We start from the raw sequence: 22,343 nt of genomic DNA on the forward strand, positions 1-22,343 counted from the left end.
TAGTTCCATAAAATGGCGATACAAACAATTAATCTTAAGGTACATACGAAGATTGCTCTTGGGTATTTTGTTTTAGCAGCACTTTTGGGCTGCGTTTTAAGGTTTTTTAAGGTGTTTGATATCCCTGTGACCTATAAGTTTATAGTTCATACTCATTCTCATATAGCTTTGTTGGGTTGGGTATACTTGGCACTCACTGCATTACTGTACAAGCTTTACTTAAGTAAAGCAAAGGTTCATAAAACGTATAGCAGAATCTTTTGGTTTACACAAATTACCTTATTGGGTATGTTGTTCTCCTTTCCGTTTCAAGGATATGCTGCATTCTCTATTATTTTTTCAACTTTATTTCTATTTGCCTCTTATTGGTTTGCTTGGTTCTTTTTTAAGCATGTTCCTCTAGAATATAGTAATGTGCCATCATTAAAATTTGCTAAAGCAGCCATTTTCTACCTACTGCTTTCTAGTATTGGTCCATGGGTATTGGGAGTTGTAATGAAAACGCTTGGCGCCACCTCTATATGGTATCGTTTAGCAATCTACTTTTATCTCCATTTTCTTTACAATGGTTGGATGATAATGGCTCTTATTACTGTTTTGTTATATGCTTTTGAAAAGAAGCACCATATTTTAGCCAAAAGAAGTTTCAATAATATCTTTATAGAATTTAATTTGGGTATTATTTTCTCTTTTTGTCTTTCTACTCTATTTACACAACCTTCAGCATTATACTATGTATTTGGAGGGCTAGGGGCAGTTTTACAGCTTTGGGCATTTTATAATTTAGTAGTTTTCTTAAAGGTAGCTAAAGTGAACAAGGGAAGGATGTATTCTTCACTACATCAAAATATTTTAAAGATAGTAGCAATTCTTTGGGCCGTTAAAATGGGATTACAATTACTAAGTTCGTTACCGTATTTTGCTAATATGGCAGTAGTGTATTTAGATTTTACAATCGGTTATTTGCATTGGACGTTTTTAGGCGTAGTAACTTTAAGTTTATTTCTTTTTTTGGACAATTTTAAATTACTATCACTGAATAAAAAAATGCTCTGGTTATATGTTTTGGGCTTTTTACTTACAGAAGCACTAATTTTTTATAAAGCTATAATGTCATGGCAAGAGGGTACTTTATTCCCAGAATATAGTGTTATTTTGGCAATAGCAAGTTTAGTTCTTTTAGTGGCTGTATTAGGTATTTTATTAAGTAGTAATAGACTTAAAATTAAGCATTAACGATTTTTTAAAAAACTGTTTTTAACGTCTTAAAAAAGTTAGTCCCTCTTCTATGCCTATGGTTAGATCATAAAGGCTTGTATTTTCTAACATATTTTGCAAATCATTTCTCACTTGAACAAATCTATCATGAACGGGACAAGGTTTATTAGCGTTACATTGTTTAAGTCCCAGACCACAACCTTCATAAACTTTGTTTCCGTCTATGGCATGCACAATCTGGCTAAGTTTTATTTCAGGTATTTTGGTATTATCAATTTCAAAACCTCCAGACGGGCCCTTTACCGAGCTAATGATATTGCATCTAGTTAATTGCTGTAAAACTTTGGCAGTAAAGGCTGCAGGTGAATCAATCTTCTCCGCAATCTCTTTAAAGTTTACACGAGTACCTTCTAGCGATTTTAAGGCTATATAAGTTGATGCTCTAATTCCGTATTCGCAGGCTTTTGAAAACATAGGCAAATGTGTGTTAGATTAAAATATAAGCGATATTTCTGAATGAAATCATACGAGTTAGTTTATATCATGTAAATATCAGCAATAAAGATTTTTTAGAATATGAATAATATCATAAAATAAAATTATTAACCAAAAAAAAGGAGCCTAAACTGGGCTCCTTTTCTAATTTTATAAAATTAAATTTCTTTTAGTTACCTAAATGCTCATTATAAAATTTCCAAGCTTGTGTAGCAACATCCCTACCTAACTCCAAACCTGCAATATTATCGGCTTGGATGTGGTAACCGCCCATAACTCTAGACATACCGGCCATGTTTGCGGCTTCCGTAAAGGTGGGAAAAGTTATGGTAACAGGTTTTCCGTAGAAAGCAGTATCAATTTCAGTTAGAGCTCCGGGTGTTAATTCTACTGATTCACCAAAATATTCATCTCCTGTAAATAAGCGTAGTACTTCTGCGCAACTACCACTTATAGTGCTATGACCAGAAGTGTAACTAGGGAACGGTGGGCAAAGAAAAATATCTGGAGAGTATGGTCTCCATTCTTGTCCTTTCATTTCTACGATCCCTACTCCAGGTCCGCCCCAAGCTTTAATCGTTTGGTCTTTGTAATATTCGTGAACTAGTGCATAAGGCCTTGCATAATCATAGAACATCTTAGAGTCCCAAGAAGCTATAAAGGCATCCATAGCGGTTATTTCAGTTAAGAAATACATTTTTACATCTTGATCAAGGGTATGGTTATCACGTCGAGAAACGTCTTGTGCAAATTTTAACCAATGTCCCGCTTGTTGCACAGATTGCGGACCGTCACGCATAAACTCAACCAGCGCCTTATCCTCATCAGATAAGTTAGCTTGTAGGTCAACCACTTCTTTTACTTCTTTTTTTAACTGTTGAGAACCATATATTGGTGGTGGTCCCGGTCTAAACTGATCAGCCGATGTCAAGGTGATCGGTGTTACTTTTTGCCAGTAGGGAGTAAGGCATCCTGGGGCGTATTGGCCACCATTACCATCAGAGAAATATTTAGGCTGCCAAAGATTAATATCGGTATTTTCATCAGCAGTATTAACAGGTTTGTAATTGGTGTAATCGTAATACGGTTTTCCTTTAGATCCTGCTATTGTACCATATTGATTGCTTCCATCATTTTTTCTGGCTTCAATGGTTGCCTTAGCGGCCAAGTTTCCAATTCCTTCAGGAGTGTTAGGGTCCATTGAGGTATTGTCTGGGTCAAGCCCTAATTCTATCATAAATTCTCTAAACATTTCGGTGTCGGAATAATAGTATTCTTTCATAGCTCCAAAAGCGGCATAGCTAATAGCTATTTCCTTGTTAGATATCTTTTGCTCAGCTAAAGGTCTCCTTTCGGCAGCTTTTAAAAAAACGGGAATTGCTTTTTCGTCATAGCGTGACCAGGCATCGAAAATAGAGATAAAAATCAGCCCCAAGTAACGAGAAGTAATGGTAGGTCTAGGTTTAAACTTTTCGGTATCGGAGGCGGTAGCATCTAATGCCATTTTCCCCCATTTATAGGCCATATTATCAGTTCCCTTTGGTTCTGGTACGTAATCTTGGGCAAAAGTTTTTACCATACTTAAAAAAGCAATGGTGAATGTTAAGTATAGAATACGTTTCATAGGTTAGGTTGTTTGTAGAGTTCTTAATATTAAATATAGCGATGTGGGTAAAACTGTAAAATTTAGGATGAAAGAACATTTGTCATAAAATCATGTAACTCATGCATTTGTGGCCTCCCTTTTCTTTTTCCACTTCTACCGGCAAAATAGAGCACAAACCATAGGACAATTAGCATGGTCATGATTCCTATTTGAATGTGATAATTTTTACCTAATGATGCACTTGAATATGCCCAAATCCCTATAATGATAAAAAGGGTAGCAATAACAAAATGGATAAACATAAAGAAAGTCCATAGGGTAGGGTTGGGACCAAAAACACCATATAATTTACAGCTAATATCATCTACTTCATCTATTTCTAAATGTAGTTGTGGCGACCAAAAGTGATGATTTTTATGGTTGAATTTTATAAAAATATGTTCATCTAAGCGCTTGACTAAAAACGAATTTTCTTTCGTTTTTTCAAATTTTCTAAGAACGGTTTCTTTGTTTTTTGGTATATGCAGTTGAAACCTAGGGCGAAGCACTATCTCGTTCGGTAAAGGTTTCATATGAACTGGTTTATTTGGTTATGGTCATTAGTTATGACATTCTATAGCACTTGATGCTACTTGGGTAACTGGGGCCGGCGATACGTATGGTATGCCCAAACCAAGTCCTCTAAGTATAAAAAGAGCACCAATGATTATTACAAATACGGGAATGACTTTTTGTACTTTTTGGCGAACACCACCTTTTAATAAGTTGCTAAAATAAATGGCAGCCGTCATTAATGGTATAGTACCCATGCCAAATAGTATCATGTACAAACTACCTCTTAGAGCATCGCCCATGGCAATAGATCCAAAAAGAGCCATATACACTAAACCACAAGGTAAAAATCCGTTTAAAAATCCAATGGTTAAAAAGGTGTCGGCCGATTTTTTCTTTAATTCTTTTCCTAGCTGATTCTTAACTTTTGATATGACTTTGTAAATTGGCTTAGATAAATTGTATTTATTGAAGGTGTTATACGGAATCAAAACTATCAGTATCATGATGATACCAATAAAAATAGATAACTTTTGTTGTATTCCAAATATTGAAAGTCCCTTTCCTAACAGGCCAAACAGTAGACCTATGATCGCATAAGCCATTAAACGCCCAAAGTGATAGATAAATATCTGTCCGAATTTTTTGTAGTTGTTTGTTCTATCTACCGGAAGCATAAAGGCAATGGGACCGCACATACCAACGCAATGCAAACTTCCCATGAGACCTAATATGAGGGCAGATAATAACATAATTTAAAATGTAATACTCTTTTTATGGAGAAATTCTTTGTTTTCGTGTTCCCAGAAAACTTTTATATCCCAACGACCATCCAATAATTTATTGTCAGGTATGAGCAAATGAGAATCGGATAAACTAATGGGTAAATTAAAATCCAAATTCTTATTGGATGGTCTGTATAGGGAAATTGTACCTTTTACATTGGTATCATCATAGCCCTTTGGAAAAATTACGAGTAAACCCTCTGGAGATTTTTTAATCTCTATTTGTGAAGATGCAGTAGTGGCATTTCTCTCGGCATCTATTTCTTTTTGATAGCCAAGTTCAGCCTTGTAATACTCTTTTGTAACCAAATCATGGTTAGCATTATGGCTGGTAGTCATTGTAATGACAAAAAACAAGATAAAGCTAATAAATGCTGCTATGGCAATAATAATACCGGTACCCCAATTAATCTTCATGATGTTTCTGTTTTAAATTCTATTTATAACTACGTGGAGCTAAAAAGCGAGCCGTAGTGGTCTCAATTAACTTATCATTACTGTACACCCCAATTTTAAGGTTGTTTTTATCTCCACTTAAGACAGATTGGTTTATCTCAATGAACAGGGTGCCTTCTGCCAAAGCTTCAGGAGCTACATCAAAATTCTCATGGCGCACTAATTTAATCTCACCTTTTGGCGATATCAGTTTAAAATGTACATCTTCAACAGGTTTGGTTGTTTTATTAAGCAATTTATACGTATATACGTTACTGATAATATTACCTTCTTTGTGTTCATAAAGCTGCCCCGGAAGCCTTAAAATATTTGCTTCTAGATCATTTCTCAAGAACATCATACCAACTAAAATACCCGTTAAAATAACCAAAACAGCCGTATACCCTTTTAAGCGTGGTGTAAACTTAAACTTTTCCTTTTTGGTAATTTCATCTTCACTGGCATAACGGATCAACCCTTTTGGTAGATTTACCTTTTCCATTATAGTATCGCACTCATCAATACAAGCAGTACAGTTTACACATTCTAATTGCGTTCCGTTTCTAATATCTATTCCCGTAGGGCAAACGTTTACACATTGAAAACAGTCTATACAATCGCCATGGCCAAGTTCTTCACGATCTTCATTTTTACGCCATTTTTTTCTACCGTTTTCAGCTTCTCCGCGTTTATGGTCATAAGCTACAACAATAGATTTGTTGTCTAATAAAACCCCTTGCATACGTCCGTAAGGGCAGGCAATGATACATACTTGCTCTCTAAACCAGGCGAATACGAAATAGAACACACCTGTAAAAATCAATAACGATACCATGGTACTTACGTGTTGAGATGGACCGTCAGTAACGTATTGAATTAAACGGTCACTACCAATAAGGTAGGCCAGGAATACATTGGCTATAATAAACGAAATAATAAAAAATATAATCCATTTTAAAACACGTTTACGTATTTTTTCTGCATTCCATTCTTGTCTGTCCAGTCGCATTTGGGCACCTCGGTCACCATCAATCCAATATTCTATTCTACGGAAAACCATTTCTAGGAATATTGTTTGCGGACACATCCAGCCGCAGAAAATACGCCCAAATGCGACTGTAAACAGCGCGATAAAAACCACTCCAATAATCATGGAAATTACAAAGAGGTGAAAATCTTGCGGGTAAAAAGGGAATCCAAAAATGTTAAAACGTCTTTCAAGGACATTGAACATTAAGAATTGGTTGCCGTTTATTTTAATGAAAGGAGATGCAATCAAGAAAATAAGTAGCACATAGCTCACATATTTACGATACTCATAAAGCTTACCACTGGGCTTTTTGGGGAATACCCAAGCTCTTTTACCATCTTCCTTAATGGTACCTATGGAATCTCTAAAATTATCTTGATCTTGTGACATAGTCTCTCTCTCTTTAAACGCTTGGAACAGTTTTAACCTATCTCTGTACTTAGTTCATGGTAACCGCTGCAGAATCTATTTTTACAGCCGGTATTGTGTCGGCAGGAGCTTCTTGTACCGGTGCATTTGGATCAACCCAGATATCGCCTTCAGCTGCTTTTGGATTTGCCGGTGTAGTGCCCTGAAAAGTTAAAACATAACTAGCCACTTGTGCAATTTCTACAGGTTTTAAGTTTTGTTTCCAGGCAATCATACCTTTACCGTCACGGCCACCTTCTGATATGGTGTGGAAAACGTTTTTGATACCGCCACCAAGAATCCAGTTTTGATCTGTTAGGTTAGGTCCTATACCGCCACCACCATCTGCCATATGGCAAGCAACGCAGTTACTTTCAAATATTCCTTTACCGGCGCTAATATCAGAAGCGTCCGTTAAAAAAACTACCGTATTGGCATCAACAAGACCTTTTGCTGTTTTTTTGTATGCTTCAATTTCTAATTGAGCAGCAGCAACCTCTTGTTCATATTCCATTTTTTGGTTATAGTCATTGAAAACATGAAAACGGAGTAAATAAACTACACCAAATACGATAGAAGCATAGAATAGGTATACCCACCAAGGCGGTAAATTATTATCTAACTCGCGAATTCCGTCATAGTTATGGTCAAGAATAATTTCGCCTTCGGCTTCCATAGGTTTACTGCCCAACAGTTTGTTGTACATGTTTTTACCCCATGTCCATTCCCATTTTTTCTCTTTAGTAGCTAAGTAACGTACCTTTGCTTCTTCATCTAGGGTATTGTAAAGTACATTTTCAATGGCTTGCACAATAAATGCTATTGCTATTAAAAGCAATAGAATAAGTGCCATAAAGCCAAACATCAATGTTGGGTATGTTAAGAAAGCAGGTTTGTCACCACTATCAATATACACTTCCATAAGAATAATGACCAGAAAAAAGGCTACTGTTATTCTTAACCACCAGGCTGTATTGTTTTTCATAATTGGTTGTTTTGTTGGTTATCTTCTTCTAAAGGCAATTCGCTAACTTCTTTTATGTATGATTTTGAGGCTGTAATTACCCACCAAAATAATAGTGTAAAAAACACAAAGAAGATTAGTAATGATATCATGGGGTAGGTTGCTACCCCATCTATAGTTTCCATGTAACCTTTTACAAATTTGAACATGATTTTTTGTTTTAGTTTTCAGATAATAATTCGCCAGTTTCTTTGATCTTAATATCAGTACCTAATCGTTGTAGGTATGCAATTAAGGATACAATTTCACGGTCCCTCATTTCTATAAAGTCATCTCCATTTTCAGCGGCATATTTTTTATCTGCCTCGTATGATTTTGCAAAATCGGGATCACTGTATAGGTTCTTTTCAATTTTCTCTGCCTGTGCATCCATTGAAGCTTTGGCATTTGCAATATCTTCTTCGGTATAAGGAACACCTAGGGTTACCATAGCTTCCATTTTAGCTTGAATATCGCTACGGTCATGTTTATCGCGTATCATCCAAGAGTAAGAAGGCATAATAGAACCAGATGATGTGCTTTGTGGATCATACATATGGTTTAAGTGCCAGTTGTCAGAGTATTTGCCACCAACACGTAGTAAATCTGGACCAGTACGCTTACTACCCCAAAGGAATGGGTGGTCATATACGAATTCACCGGCTTTGGCATATTCACCATAACGCTCCACCTCACTTCTAAAAGGACGAACCATTTGAGAGTGACAACTTACACAACCCTCACGAATGTAAAGGTCGCGCCCTTCTAGTTCTAATGGTGTATATGGTTTTACACTGGTAATCGTTGGTATATTAGATTTTACCAATATAGTAGGTACAATCTGTATTATACCACCGATCAAAATTGCAACGGTAGCTAAAATGGTTAACTGGATAGGCTTACGCTCTAACCAAGTATGAAAAGTTTCACCGGCAGTTCTGCGTTTAGATACGGTAGTTAGTGCTGCGGCTTCAGCTAATTCATCTGCAATAGTACTACCAGATTTAATGGTACGTACTACGTTATAGATCATAACACATGCTCCAACAATATAAAGGCTACCACCTATAGCACGCATCCAATACATTGGCATGATTTCATTTACGGTTTCTAAGAAGTTACCGTAAACCAACGTACCATCTGGATTAAACTCTTTCCACATTAAGGCTTGTGTAAAACCAGCTACATACATAGGTAGTGTATATAGAATAATACCTAAAGTACCGATCCAGAAGTGGAAATTTGCCAAACCAACAGAGAACAATTTGTTTTTGGTCATTTTAGGTACCAACCAATAGATCATACCAAAAGTCAAAAATCCGTTCCATGCTAAAGCACCAACATGAACGTGAGCAATAATCCAGTCACTAAAGTGGGCAATTGCGTTTACGTTTTTAAGAGAAAGTAAAGGTCCTTCAAAAGTTGCCATACCATAACCGGTAATAGCAACGACCATAAATTTTAAAACAGGATCGGTACGAACTTTATCCCAAGCACCACGAAGTGTCAGAAGTCCGTTGATCATACCACCCCAAGATGGTGCTAGTAACATAATTGAAAAAGCTACCCCAAGGTTCTGGGCCCAATCTGGCAAAGCGGAATATAATAAGTGGTGAGGACCTGCCCAGATATATATAAATATTAATGACCAGAAATGAACAATAGATAGTCTATAAGAATATACTGGTCTATTTGCGGCTTTAGGTACAAAGTAATACATAAGCCCTAGGAACGGAGTAGTCAAGAAGAACGCAACTGCATTATGTCCGTACCACCACTGTACCAATGCATCTTGTACACCAGCGTAAACAGAGTAACTTTTAAATGCAGTAACCGGTAGCTCTAGACTATTAAAAATATGAAGTACGGCAACAGTTACAAACGTTGCTAGATAAAACCAGATAGCCACATAAAGGTGACGCTGTCTTCTTTTTATCATGGTACCTATAAGGTTTACACCAAAAGCTACCCAAACAACCGCAATTGCTAAGTCTATTGGCCATTCAAGTTCAGCATATTCTTTAGAACTTGTATAACCCAAGGGTAATGTTATGGCCGCAGCCACAATGATTAACTGCCAGCCCCAAAAGTTGAATTTACTTAGAAAGTCACTATACATACGAGCCTTTAGAAGGCGTTGTGTAGAGTAGTAGACACCCGCATAGATAGCATTACCTACAAATGCAAAAATTACCGCGTTGGTATGCAACGGGCGTAAGCGACCAAAACTTAACCATGATATACCATCGGTTATGTTAGGGAACATGAACATGAAGGCTAACAATAAGCCAACGGACATACCCACTATACCCCAGAACATGGTTGCATAAAGGAAATTTTTCACGATTTTGTTATCGTAATAAAACTGCTGTACTTCCATAATTATACTTGTTTATTTAGTTGGATTTTATTTTTCTAAAAGAAGAACAAAGAGAAAATAGAGATGGGACTCTTGACGCTATTACTAATGTTCAACATATTTTTTATTTATTTCACTCTTTTCATTCTTGCTGGTTTTCACCAGTTCATCTTCAAAAAGCATACGCACTGAGGGGGTATAAGAATCATCATACTGTCCTTGCCTAACCGATACGATAAAAGCGACGAAAAAGATAATTGCCACAACTAGACTAATTGCTAGTAAAACATATATAACACTCATACCTACTTGAATTATTCTGTAAAAATAAGAGGGATGTAAACCAAAGAAAATGACAATTGTCATACTTTAAAAGTTTTCTTAATATTTTTAAAATGAAAATTATGTTTAGGTTATAAAGGTTGGGTGTAATAAGCTGTAAGTAAGCAATTAACTTCAATTTTGTAAATGTGTATTTCGCTAATTAGAATTACTTTAAATACTCATGTACAGCGGAAAAAATGGAGTAGGGCAGAATCAAACTTAATTAGAAAATTGATGTCATATGGAAGTTTGATAACTGCTCTTTGATTATGATAATTTTCTGCCGATAAGGTTGGTCATTACCGTAGTAAAAATAACAATGCTTATAGAGCTCAGTGGCATTAGAATAGCAGCTATTACCGGCTCTAATTGTCCTGTAATTGCAAAATACAGTCCCACGCAATTATAAAGTAATGATAGAATAAAACTCATTTTAATAATACGGATTGCTTTTTTAGATGCCAGTATGTAACCGTAGAGCTGCTGAAATTTAGAAGCATCTAATATGGCATCGCAGGCAGGGGAGAAGACATTAATGTTTTCAGATATGGCAATGCCTACATTACTTTGAGCAAGAGCTCCGGCGTCATTTAAACCATCACCCACCATAAGTACTTTTTTTCCTTGATCCTGTAAAGATTTTATGAACTCTAGTTTGGTTTCTGGTTTTTGATTAAAGTACAAGGGAGTCATTTTTGGCAGCAGTGCTTCCAATCGTTCTTTTTCTCCTTCATTATCACCGGATAGTATGGCCAGATTAATTGATTCTGACATACTTTTGAATACAGAGGAAAGCCCGTCACGATATTGATTTTGAAAAACATACCTTCCTTTATACGCATTATTAGCGCTGATGTAAATAGATGTATCCAATAGATTTTCTGAACTACTTTTACCTACAAAGTTAGCAGAGCCAATTTTCATGTTTATGTCGTCTTTTGAGCTTTCTAACCCTTTTCCAATATGTTCTTCGTATTCATCTAAAGTAATGATATTCTGTTCCTTAAGCAGGTCATATAAAGATCTACTTAAAGGATGGTTAGAAGCTCTTATGGTATTCTTTAAAATAGATTCTTCTTCTGGTGATAAGGGCATACCTTCATAGTGTGCGGTGCTTTTTTGAGAAGTAGTAATTGTGCCTGTTTTATCAAAGATGGCGGTATCTATTTTTGCCAACCGCTCAATGGTCTGGGTGTCTTTGATATAGAATTTCTTCTTGCCAAAAATGCGCAACATGTTTCCCAAGGTAAATGGAGAGGCCAAAGCTATGGCACACGGACAAGCAATAATTAACACAGCGGTAAAAACGTTCATGGCTTTAGATGGGTCATAGTATAGCCAAAAAGCAGTTGAAATAAAAGCAATGGAAAGCACTGTGATAGTAAAGCGTTTTCCAATACTATCTGTTAGGTTTTGAAATGACGTTACCTTATCTGTTTTAAAAACGGCATTGCCCCATAACTGGGTCAGGTAACTTTGAGAAACAGATTTTAAGGCAATTACCTCTATAACACCGTTCAGTTGTTTTCCACCGGCAAAAACCTGCTGTCCAATCTCTTTTGCTACAGGTTCAGATTCTCCAGAAACAAAACTATAATCTACTTGTGCGTTTCCGTATACCAAAGTACCATCAACGGGAATCATCTCTTCATTTCTGATTAAAATACGGTCTCCCTTTTCAATTTCCTGTACCGGTACGGTTTCTTCTTTTCCGCTAGTGGTCAATCTAGTTATGGCAATAGGGAAGTACGACTTGTAGTCACGTTCAAAAGATAAAAAACTGTAGGTTCTTTGTTGAAAGAACTTGCCCAGTAATAGAAAAAATACGAGTCCGGTGAGGGAATCAAAAAATCCGCTCCCCAAATTAAAAGCAATATCATAAGTACTTCTTAGAAATAAAACCAAAATACCAAGAGCAATGGGTACATCAATATTTAAAAGTTTTGCCCGTAAACCTTTATATGCAGACACAAAATAACTCCACCCTGCATAGAACACAACAGGTAGGGAGAAAACGAACATCATCCATCTAAATAGTTCTTGATATTTGTTCAGCCAATATTCTCCGCCAGAGTCAGCACTAGTACCCAGGTCAAAATATTCGGGAAAAGAAAGAAACATTACATTACCAAAGGCAAAACCGGCAACGCCAAGTTTATAGATCAGACTTCGGTCAGATGCTTTCTTTTTTCCTTCAAAATCTTCTAGTGAGATGTAAGGTTCATACCCAATTTTTGCCAAAAGCAACACTAGGCTTTTTAGGCTAAAATCTTCATTTTTATAAGTAACCCTAATCGTTTTCTTTGGAAAATCTACTTGAGAGTTTGTTACATGCTTGTTCAGTTTGTTTAAATTCTCTAAAATCCAGATACAGGAACTACAGTGAATAGTGGGTATGTATAGGTTTATAATTTGAATATGACCATCATTAAATTCTGTTAGTTTAGCTATGATTTCTTCATTGTCCAGAAAATCATATTTTCCTTCAATAGCCTTAGGTGTAGAGCCTGCGGCTTCTTGTAATTCATAATAATGGGACAGGTCGTTGGTAGAGAATATTTCATAAACGGTTTTGCAACCGGTACAACAAAACGATTTTTCATCATATGTTATATGATGTCTGTCACAAGGGTCTCCGCAATGAAAACATGTATCTACCTGCATAATATTTAACTAAAAGTTATGGCAAAGGTGAAAATCAAACACTTTCTAAAACATGATAATTGTCAGTTTTTAACAAACTAGGCTTGTTTAATTTTGCAATATATTTAAAAATATTGCCATGGAAAATAGATGTGAGAATTGTATAATTAGACAGTTTAATTCACTCCGTGCATTAAATAAAGATGAATTAAAAAAGGTGTCGGACTCTAAAATATCCAAGAAGATAAAAAAGGGAGATACTTTATTTATAGAGGGACAAAAGTTAGATGGTGTTTTTTGTGTTAGAGATGGTGTTTCCAAGTTGTCTAAATTGAGTAGTAATGGTAAAGAGCAAATTGTAAAATTGACCAATAAAGGGGAGATAATGGGGCAACGTTCTGTCATCGCTGAAGATTTTACCAATTTAAGTGCAACTGCCATTAATGATATGGAAGTGTGCTTTATACCAAAGGAAGTAATATCAAACACGCTGAATACAAATCCGTATTTTTCTTTAGAAGTGTTACGTCATATGGCCCATGATTTAAAAGAGGCAGATGATGTTATTGTAAACATGTCTCAGAAAACAGTGAAGCAACGTTTGGCAGAAGCTTTTATTTATTTAAGGAAAAATTACGGAGAAGATGAGGACGGATTTTTGTCATTAACCCTTAGTAGGGATGATTATGCAAACATTGTTGGTGCTGCTACAGAGTCGTTAATTCGTATGATTTCTGAATTTAAGAAAAAAGGATTTATAAAAACAGAAGGCAAAAAGATAGGAGTTTTAAAAGAGGATACCTTACAAGAACTTGCTGACGGTTTTTAAATAATTATTGAAATTGATAAATGTCATAGTTTCCATTCTTTGGGCGTGCTAATTTTAGCATCAAATGAAGAGTTCATTTATGAAAAATATACTAATACCGACCGATTTTTCATCTGCTGCGTGGAATGCTACACAGTATGCCTTGCAATTGTTTGCAGAATCTGAATGTATATTTCACTTTTTAAATGCCTATACGCCAGAAATGCACAGTAACCGCTTAATGGCAGGCAAAGTATTAGATACGGTCAAAGGTTGTTCCGCTCAATCTGCTTCAGAAAAAGGATTGCGGAAAACGCTAGGCCAAATAAAAAAAGAGTATAACAATCCGCTTCATACGTATACTGCTATTTCTACATTTTCAATGCTGGTAGATGAAGTAAAAGAAGTGGTAGAAGAGCATCGTATAGATTATATAATTATGAGTACTAGCGGTGGTGCTGATGATGAAACTATATTTTTAGGAAGAAACACGGTAAGAATACTAAATCATGGATACCAATGTCCTATAATGGTAATTCCGCCAAGGGTTCGTTTTGAAAATTTGCAAGCCATTTCGTTAATATCAGAATATAATCATTTATTTAAGGGAGACGAATTAAACCCTATGATAGATTTGGCTAGGTATTTTAATAGCGGAATACAAATTGCCAGTATGCACAAGCCAGCTGCTCAAGTAACGGAACTACAGCAGTTAAATCATGAGTTTATTACTGAGAGATTAAGAGGGATCTATCATAATTTCTACAAATTAGATTCTGAAAATTCTTTAAAAAGCTATGTTGATCAGACTAATTGCCAATTACTTGTTCTATCTAATAATGCAAATAGTTATTTGAGGAATTTATGCCATGATTATATAGTGGGTAGATCAACATTTTGCTGTCATGTGCCTATATTATCATTACAACATATTGAAAATAACATTAGCATCAATTGTTAACGTTTTTCTTTTTAGCGTAGTTTAGAACGTATAAATCACATTTTTTTTGAAGATTACTTTTGAATAAGGGTAATATGATCTATTAATTCTAAATATCTTTAGCCTCAGATAAACCTTAATTAGTACATAAAGTGAGCGCGGTAAACGAAAAAAAAGTAGCAGCATTAGAAGCGGTAAAGTATGTGGAATCAGGAATGACAGTAGGACTAGGCACAGGTTCTACAGCATTTTTTATGATAGAAGCAATAGGTGAAATGGTGCAAAACGGATTACAGATCAAAGCCGTTGCAACCTCTGATGAAACAGAAAAATTAGCAACTAAGCTGGGGATAAAAATAATCTCTTTGGCAGAAGCAAAGAGATTGGATGTTACCATAGATGGTGCAGATGAAGTTGATGAAGATTTTCAATTGATCAAAGGCGGAGGCGGAGCATTATTGCGTGAAAAAATCGTTGCCCATAATTCTGATTTGAATATTATAATTGCAGATTCCTCTAAAAGTGTTTCTAAACTGGGTAAATTCAAGTTGCCTATAGAAACCATACCGTTTGCTACACAGTTGATTGTTAAAGAATTAGATAGTTTAGGGCTGAGTCCCGTACAACGTATGAACGGTGATGCCAACTACAAGACAGATGAGAATAACGATATTGTAGATATTGATATATGGGATACTCATATAAAATTGACCGATTTAGAGCAGCAATTAAAAACTATACCCGGTATAGTGGAAACCGGATTATTTTTGACTACAACCAATGTAGTAATTATTGGTAAAGGCGAGGAGACTATTGTGAGGAAGAAGTGAGGTTTAGGTATTAAATTACAAAAAGATTAAGGAAGGATATTTTATTGTTTTATTAGAAAATTCTGATACGGTAGCTGTATTTGGTATAGTTTCTCTATAATTTTGGGTACAGAAATAAAGGAAAGTGTTATATATAGCATCTAATAATTTATAGTAGATAATTATGAGGTGTATTTCAAATTTAATACAGCTGAGGTATAGGTGGTTTTAAGAAAACCAGAGAAAATTATATAACTAATTTATTTACATGATGTTATAGGTGTTACCTGCGTGTTTCTTTAGCATGTATTTTTCGAAAACCCTTTCGGGAAGGCTGTTATGGTATTCTATAAGTGATCAAGGGTTTATCTCTTGAATACTATAGAATTATGTTCGTCGAAATATTTTAATTAAAGCCCTATATAAAGTATCTTTGGGGGAGATTTTAGTAGATATTAAAATAAACACGAACCTGAAAAATAATCTAATAATATAATGAACAAGGAACTAGATCAATTAGCAGCCGATAATATAAGGGCATTAGCTGTAGCGATGGTAGAAAAGGCAAATTCTGGACACCCAGGTGGGCCAATGGGAGGCGCAGACTACATGCACATTTTATATTCTGAATTTTTCAACTACGATCCTTCTGATATGAAGTGGCCGTTTCGTGATCGTTTTTTCATGGATGCAGGGCACTTATCCACTTTAATGTATGCTCAGTATTACCTATTGGGAAACTATGCAAAAGATGATGTAGCTAATTTTAGACAATGGGGATCGGTAACTCCGGGTCACCCAGAGGTTGATGTAGCAAGAGGAATTGAAAATACATCTGGTCCATTGGGTCAAGGTCATACTATGGGTGTTGGTGCTGCAGTAGCGGCAAACTTCTTGAAAGCACGTTTTGGAGATTGGATGAACCATAAAATCTATGGTTTTATTTCTGATGGCGGTGTACAAGAAGAAATCTCTCAAGGTGCGGGTAGAATTGCAGGTCACTTAGGCTTAAGCAACTTTATTATGTTCTATGATTCTAACGATGTTCAATTATCATCTAAAACAGATGAGGTAACTTCAGAAGATACTGCTAAGAAATATGAAGCATGGGGATGGAACGTGGTTACAATTGATGGTCATGATCACGATCAAATTAGAAAGGCCTTAACAGATGCCAACGCAGAAACAGAAAAGCCAACATTGATTATCGGTCAAACGATAATGGGGAAAGGTTGCGTAACTGCAGACGGTACTTCGTACGAAGGATATACGGAACTACACGGAAAGCCAATTGGCGATACAGGTGCGGATTATGAGAAGACCTTGGCGAATTTAGGTGCTGATATTGAGAATCCTTTTGATATTTATTCAAAAGTAGAAGAGTACTACGAAGGTATTATCAATAAAAAGAAAGACGATGCACAGGCAAAGAAAAGAGAGATCGATGCATGGCGTTCAGAAAATGCTGAGCTTTCTGCAAAACTAGATGGTTTCTTAGAAGGTAAATTACCAGAATTGGATTTCAGTTCTGTAGCTCAGAAAGATGGTCAGGCAACACGTGCCGCTTCATCTAACGTTTTGGCGTATTTGGCACAGAATGTAGAGAATATGATCGTATCATCTGCAGATTTATCCAATAGTGATAAAACAGATGGTTTCTTAAAGAAGACTAGCGTTTTACAAAAAGGTGATTTCTCAGGGGCATTCTTACAAGCAGGTGTAGCAGAGTTGACCATGGCAACTATGGCAAATGGTATAGCCCTTCACGGCGGAGTAATGGCGGTAGTGGCAACATTCTTTGTATTTTCAGATTATATGAAGCCAGCTATTCGTTTAAGCTGTATTCAAGAATTACCGGTGAAGTTTGTTTGGACACATGATGCTTTTAGAGTAGGGGAAGATGGACCAACACACCAGCCAATAGAGCAAGAAGCTCAAATACGTTTGTTAGAGAAATTAAAGAACCACAGCCACGAGCAAAGTTTCGTAGCATTGCGTCCTGCAGATTCTCAAGAAACAAATGTTGCTTGGAAAATGGCAATGGAAAACCAAAAAACGCCTACGGGACTTATTTTATCTCGTCAAGGGATAAAAGATCTTCCTGCTAAGAGCGGTAACCGTTATGAAGAAGCATTGGGAGCGGAAAAAGGAGGTTACTTGGTACAAGAAGTAGCTGATCCAGACGTAATCTTGATCGCTAACGGTTCTGAAGTAGCAACATTGGTAGCTGCAACAAAATTATTGGAAGAGAAAGAAGGGTTGAAAGTGAACATCGCTTCAATACCATCTGAAGGTATATTTAGGCAACAGTCAGAAGCATACCAAGAAGCAGTGATTCCGCCAAACAAGCCAGTATTCGGTCTTACGGCAGGTTTACCTGTAAACTTGGAAGGTTTAGCAGGACCAAACGGGAAAGTATTCGGTTTAGAGCATTTCGGTTACTCTGCACCGGCAACTGTACTTGATGAAAAATTTGGATTCACCGGTGATCAAGTATACCAACAAGTAGTAGATTTTTTAAAGTAAACGATCTTTAGGGCGTGCCCAAAAGACATTGATAATAAATTTAAAATTAGATAAAGATGAAATTTTTTATAGATACAGCAAATTTAGACGAGATTAAAGAAGCTCAGGATATGGGTATTTTAGATGGTGTTACAACAAACCCATCTTTAATGGCAAAAGAAGGAATTACTGGTGCAGAAAACATTTTGGCGCATTACAAGAAAATATGTGACTTGGTTGATGGTGATGTTAGTGCCGAGGTAATTTCTACAGATTATGAAGGTATGATCGAAGAAGGTGAGAAGTTGGTTAAAATTAGCCCACAGATCGTAATTAAGGTACCTATGATCAAAGAAGGTGTAAAAGCGATCAAGTATTTTTCTGATAAAGGATACAGAACAAACTGTACATTGGTATTCTCTTCTGGTCAGGCATTATTGGCAGCTAAGGCAGGTGCAACATACGTATCGCCTTTCATTGGTCGTTTAGATGATATCTCAACTGACGGTTTAGGATTAATTGCAGATATTCGTATGATCTATGATAATTACGGTTACCAAACTGAAATACTAGCAGCTTCTGTACGTCACGTAATGCATATTATTGACTGTGCTAAAATTGGTGCTGATGTTATGACAGGTGGTTTAAGTTCAATTACCGGATTATTGAAACACCCGTTAACTGATAGCGGTTTAGAGAAGTTCTTAGCGGATTATAAAAAAGGAAATTAAGTCGTAAGATTTAAATTATTGACGCAGAAAACCATCACTGAAAAGTGATGGTTTTTTTGTTTTATATATGTAGGTGTTTAAGACAGCTATACTTACTAATACAGGTATTACCTAACATAAGCCTTACCTAACATAATTTTTGATGAAGGCAATTCTATTGGTTTTAAACTAAAAAGTTAATGTAATGTCTTAATGTATAAATCAATGATCATATTAAAACTTAAAATATTTTATAAATGCCACTAATGAAAATTAATCATTAAAAAATTATGTAATAACTTGTAACAAAGAAAGATAATATGATTTGTTTGTTTTCTAATAAATAGTACTTTTAGAGAAGGCTTTGAAAAATTAAAATTGTGATTAAAAAAATACAAAGCTTTTTCATTCTACTTTTGTTCACTGGAGGCTTATATGCTCAAACTCCTTTTATTCGCAATTTTCCACCAGAAGAGTATAAAGCGCACTCACAAAATTTTGCAACAGTGCAAGACCATCGTGGTGTAATGTATTTTACAAATAACCATGGTGTATTGGAATATGATGGTGCCAATTGGCGGAAAATAAAAACACCTTATGACCCAAGGTCTATTTCTATGGACCGTAAAGGTGTAATTTATGTTGGTTTGAACGGTGATTTGGGATATTTACAACCGGATAGTCGTGGTAGGCTGCAATTTAAATCATTAAGAAATAAGATTCCCAAAGCGCATCAAGATGTTAAAGAAGTCTGGGACATAGTTACTTTAGGAAGTAAGGTTGTTTTTGTAGCTGCAAATAAATTATTTATACTACAAAATGATAGCATTGATGTAATAGAAAACGATGTTAATTTTAGTAGGCCTTTTGTTGTTGGAAATCGAATTTATATTCAAAAAAGAGCAGAAAGCTTATTTAGTTTAGTTGGCGACAGTCTTCGTCTTTTACCGGGGAGTAAAGAACACTTAAGCGATGTTAGTGTACGAGCTATGCTGCCTTACGAGAATGACAATATATTAATTGTCACATATGAAAAAGGGATTTTTATTTTTAACCCAAAAAAATCCGTACTTATCCGGAAACCCAAAGGGTTTGAAGTCATAGATGATTTCCTTATAAATAATAAAGCCAACTGCGGAACATTGTTATACAACGGACATTTTGCCATTGGCACAAATACGAAGGGTATTCTTGTTTTCGACAAAAAAGGGAAAATACAAAACCAGTTTAATAAGCAAAACGGGTTACAAAGTAACGGCATTTATTTTTTGTTCACAGATCTAAACGGGCAATTATGGTCGTCACTTGAAAGTGGAATTAGCCTTATTATGAATAATTTACCATTTTTAAATTATACCGATAAAAATGGATTAGATGGTTCAGTATATTCTATTCAAAAATTTAAAAATAAACTGTATGCAGGTACTTCCAATAATCTGTATATACAAAATAAAGAGAATAACTTTGAAAAAATAGAAGGTACAGGAGGACAAAATTTTTACATGCTTCAAGCAAAGGAAAAATTATTATTGGGAAATAGCCTTAAAGGGATATTTGTTATAAATGATGATCAAGCCTTACAATCGAAAAGTCTTAAGAATATAAGTTCTGCTGTAGCAAAAGAATTACATAAATATCCAAATTATATTATAACCTATGTATGGAATAAAGGCTTAGCGTTAATTGAATATAAAAATGAGCAGTGGGTGTTCAAACATTTCATAAAAGGCTTTGATAAAAATTTACGAAATATTGATGAAGACAACAATGGATATCTCTGGGTAAATGCAAACAATAATTTATATCAACTTCGTTTAAACGAAACTCTAGATAGCATAATTTTTTCAAAACATTATCCCATAGAACAATATCATTTACCAGTAGATTATCTAATGCCATATCGCTTGAATGATGGAGAAATTATTTTTGGTTCGGATAAAGGTATTTATCGATATATTTCTGATGGAGATTATTTTGAGCCACACCCAGACTTCTCTATGCTTACAGAAAGCATATATAATCTTAATCAAGATGCAAGTGGCAAGATATGGTTTGAGGAATATAAAAAAGGCGATTTTACCGAAAAGGGAGTGTTGCAGTTAATTAACGGCGAATATGAAATAATTAAAACCCCTTTTTACAAATTTACGGATATACTTATTTCTAATGATTACTCTCTTTATCCATACTCAGATAGCTTAGTCTATTTTGGTACAAATAAAGGAATTTTAGAATATCATCCCAAGCAAAAAACAAATTACGATATCCCTTTTAATACACTAATTAGAGATGTATTTATTGTTGATAGTTTAATTTATGGGGGTTCTCAAATTGATTCTACCTTAATATCAGATGATCCGGTAATTTTAAAATACAGGAACCATAATCTGTTCTTTCATTATTCTGCTACTTTTTACGAAGAATCAGAAAAGAATTTATTCTCCTATCGTCTTATTGGTTCTTCAGATACCACATGGTCTGCCTGGACAAATAAGCAGCAAAAAGAATACACCAACTTGCCTGAAGGTAACTATATTTTTGAAGTAAAATCTAAAAATATTTATCGAAAACCAGGTGTTAAGGCAGCTTTTGCCTTTAAAATACAACCTCCATGGCAACGAACTTGGTGGGCTTTTTCTATTTATGGAATTATAGCGATCAGTCTTGTATGGTTACTTATTAGAATAAACTCAGCACGGTTAAAACGGCAAAATGAATTGTTAAAACAAACTGTAAAAGAACGCACTGCTAATATCATACAACAAAAGGAAGAGTTATTGGCAAAGAATAACAAACTTATAGAACTCGACCATTTCAAGGAAGGCATGACTGGTATGATTGTTCATGATTTAAAGAATCCTTTAAGTACTATAATTGGTTTATCTAAATCACAAGAAATTGTACAGGCTGGTAATCAAATGTTGAATATGGTACTCAATATTTTAGATGTGCAAAAGTTTGAAGATGCGCAAGTGAAACTACAAGTGGAAGAATTTCATGCAGCAGAAGTTATTAATGATTCAATAAAACAAGTACAGCCTTTATACGAACGAAAATCAATAGAAGTTAAGCAAAACATAAATGCAAAAGCCAATTTGCAAGCAGATAAAGAAATTATAAATCGGGTAATCGTAAATTTCCTTACTAATGCCATAAAGTATACTCCAAACAATGGTTCAATTACAATAAATGCTGATCCTGTTAAGGATACTGACTTTATAAAAATTTCTATTACGGATACCGGAGAAGGTATTCCAAAAGATAAACTAGCATCTGTTTTTGATAAGTTCTCTCAAGTAGCAGTTAAAAAGTCAGGGGGAGTTGCATCAACAGGTTTGGGGTTAACCTTTTGTAAACTGGCTATTGAGGCACATGGCGGAGAAATTGGGGTCGAATCCAATTTTGGGAGGGGAACTACATTCTGGTTTATACTACCAAAGGCAAAGGCAGCAATAGCTAAAATTATTGAAATTGACAATACAACTAATAAAGAATTAGAAACATACAAACAACTTACAGAGGCAGATAGGGCTTACTTGGCTCCGTTCATTATATCTTTAAAAAAGTTTACCGTATATGAGTTTAGTGATATCATCATGATTCTGAATACAATTAAAACAAAAGAGAGCAATGCAGTTTTTAAATGGAAATTGAATATTGAAAATGCAGTGAGGGCTTGTAATGAAGAAAAATACAATGAACTACTAAAATAA

General features: G+C 35.3%; 18 protein-coding genes. 7 read left to right on the forward strand and 11 right to left on the reverse strand.

The window, feature by feature from the left end; translation table 11 throughout:
- Positions 1-12 precede the first annotated feature (12 nt).
- The gene (locus BW936_RS16615; protein WP_076550397.1) at positions 13-1,236 is read left to right on the forward strand and encodes a hypothetical protein; all 1,224 of its coding nucleotides are present in this window, start codon (positions 13-15) and stop codon (positions 1,234-1,236) included.
- A gap of 21 nt (positions 1,237-1,257) precedes the next feature.
- On the opposite strand, the gene BW936_RS16620 is transcribed toward BW936_RS16615, so the two are convergent.
- The 11 genes from BW936_RS16620 to BW936_RS16670 all read right to left on the reverse strand — a co-directional run bounded on the left by BW936_RS16620 (position 1,258) and on the right by BW936_RS16670 (position 12,879).
- On the reverse strand, positions 1,258-1,692 hold the full coding sequence (locus BW936_RS16620) for an RrF2 family transcriptional regulator (RefSeq protein WP_076550399.1): 435 nt from the start codon (positions 1,690-1,692) through the stop codon (positions 1,258-1,260).
- A gap of 190 nt (positions 1,693-1,882) precedes the next feature.
- On the reverse strand, positions 1,883-3,337 hold the full coding sequence (locus tag BW936_RS16625) for a vanadium-dependent haloperoxidase (protein WP_076550401.1): 1,455 nt from the start codon (positions 3,335-3,337) through the stop codon (positions 1,883-1,885).
- Positions 3,338-3,399: 62 nt separating this feature from the next.
- Positions 3,400-3,891 (reverse strand): GTP-binding protein, encoded by a 492-nt coding sequence (locus BW936_RS16630; RefSeq protein ID WP_076550403.1) that lies wholly within the window; start codon positions 3,889-3,891, stop codon positions 3,400-3,402.
- Between the two features lie 27 nt (positions 3,892-3,918).
- On the reverse strand, positions 3,919-4,623 hold the full coding sequence (locus BW936_RS16635; RefSeq protein WP_076550406.1) for a sulfite exporter TauE/SafE family protein: 705 nt from the start codon (positions 4,621-4,623) through the stop codon (positions 3,919-3,921).
- 3 nt (positions 4,624-4,626) lie between these two features.
- Positions 4,627-5,073 (reverse strand): FixH family protein, encoded by a 447-nt coding sequence (locus BW936_RS16640; protein ID WP_076550408.1) that lies wholly within the window; start codon positions 5,071-5,073, stop codon positions 4,627-4,629.
- Positions 5,074-5,092: 19 nt separating this feature from the next.
- Positions 5,093-6,511 (reverse strand): cytochrome c oxidase accessory protein CcoG, encoded by a 1,419-nt coding sequence (ccoG, locus tag BW936_RS16645; protein WP_076550410.1) that lies wholly within the window; start codon positions 6,509-6,511, stop codon positions 5,093-5,095.
- Between the two features lie 49 nt (positions 6,512-6,560).
- On the reverse strand, positions 6,561-7,514 hold the full coding sequence (locus tag BW936_RS16650) for a cbb3-type cytochrome c oxidase N-terminal domain-containing protein (protein WP_076550412.1): 954 nt from the start codon (positions 7,512-7,514) through the stop codon (positions 6,561-6,563).
- On the reverse strand, positions 7,511-7,702 hold the full coding sequence (locus BW936_RS16655) for a cytochrome C oxidase subunit IV (protein ID WP_076550414.1): 192 nt from the start codon (positions 7,700-7,702) through the stop codon (positions 7,511-7,513). The genes BW936_RS16650 and BW936_RS16655 overlap by 4 nt, the downstream gene beginning before the upstream one ends.
- Before the next feature lie 11 nt (positions 7,703-7,713).
- Positions 7,714-9,912, reverse strand: a complete 2,199-nt coding sequence (gene ccoN / locus BW936_RS16660) for a cytochrome-c oxidase, cbb3-type subunit I (RefSeq protein WP_076550416.1) — start codon at positions 9,910-9,912, stop codon at positions 7,714-7,716.
- 84 nt (positions 9,913-9,996) lie between these two features.
- The gene (gene ccoS, locus BW936_RS16665) at positions 9,997-10,257 is read right to left on the reverse strand and encodes a cbb3-type cytochrome oxidase assembly protein CcoS (protein WP_394333595.1); all 261 of its coding nucleotides are present in this window, start codon (positions 10,255-10,257) and stop codon (positions 9,997-9,999) included.
- Between the two features lie 225 nt (positions 10,258-10,482).
- Entirely contained in the window at positions 10,483-12,879 is a 2,397-nt protein-coding gene (locus BW936_RS16670; protein WP_076550418.1) for a heavy metal translocating P-type ATPase, read from the reverse strand.
- 118 nt (positions 12,880-12,997) lie between these two features.
- Between BW936_RS16670 and BW936_RS16675 the strand changes: the two genes are divergently transcribed.
- The 6 genes from BW936_RS16675 (at position 12,998) to BW936_RS16700 (ending at position 22,343) form a co-directional block, all read left to right on the forward strand.
- Positions 12,998-13,687: a Crp/Fnr family transcriptional regulator gene (locus tag BW936_RS16675; protein WP_076550421.1), complete on the forward strand. Its 690-nt coding sequence runs from the start codon at positions 12,998-13,000 to the stop codon at positions 13,685-13,687.
- Positions 13,688-13,766: 79 nt separating this feature from the next.
- Positions 13,767-14,627: a universal stress protein gene (locus BW936_RS16680; RefSeq protein WP_159439033.1), complete on the forward strand. Its 861-nt coding sequence runs from the start codon at positions 13,767-13,769 to the stop codon at positions 14,625-14,627.
- A gap of 131 nt (positions 14,628-14,758) precedes the next feature.
- Positions 14,759-15,436 (forward strand): ribose-5-phosphate isomerase RpiA, encoded by a 678-nt coding sequence (rpiA, locus tag BW936_RS16685; RefSeq protein ID WP_076550427.1) that lies wholly within the window; start codon positions 14,759-14,761, stop codon positions 15,434-15,436.
- Between the two features lie 474 nt (positions 15,437-15,910).
- The gene (locus tag BW936_RS16690; protein WP_076550443.1) at positions 15,911-17,941 is read left to right on the forward strand and encodes a transketolase family protein; all 2,031 of its coding nucleotides are present in this window, start codon (positions 15,911-15,913) and stop codon (positions 17,939-17,941) included.
- 56 nt (positions 17,942-17,997) lie between these two features.
- Positions 17,998-18,651 carry a fructose-6-phosphate aldolase gene (fsa, locus tag BW936_RS16695; protein ID WP_076550444.1) on the forward strand — a complete coding sequence of 218 codons (654 nt, stop codon included), beginning with the start codon at positions 17,998-18,000 and terminating at the stop codon, positions 18,649-18,651.
- Positions 18,652-19,010: 359 nt separating this feature from the next.
- On the forward strand, positions 19,011-22,343 hold the full coding sequence (locus BW936_RS16700) for a sensor histidine kinase (RefSeq protein WP_076550446.1): 3,333 nt from the start codon (positions 19,011-19,013) through the stop codon (positions 22,341-22,343).

The sequence above is a fragment of the Maribacter ulvicola genome (genome assembly GCF_900155985.1).
Taxonomy (GTDB): Bacteria; Bacteroidota; Bacteroidia; order Flavobacteriales; family Flavobacteriaceae; genus Maribacter; species Maribacter ulvicola.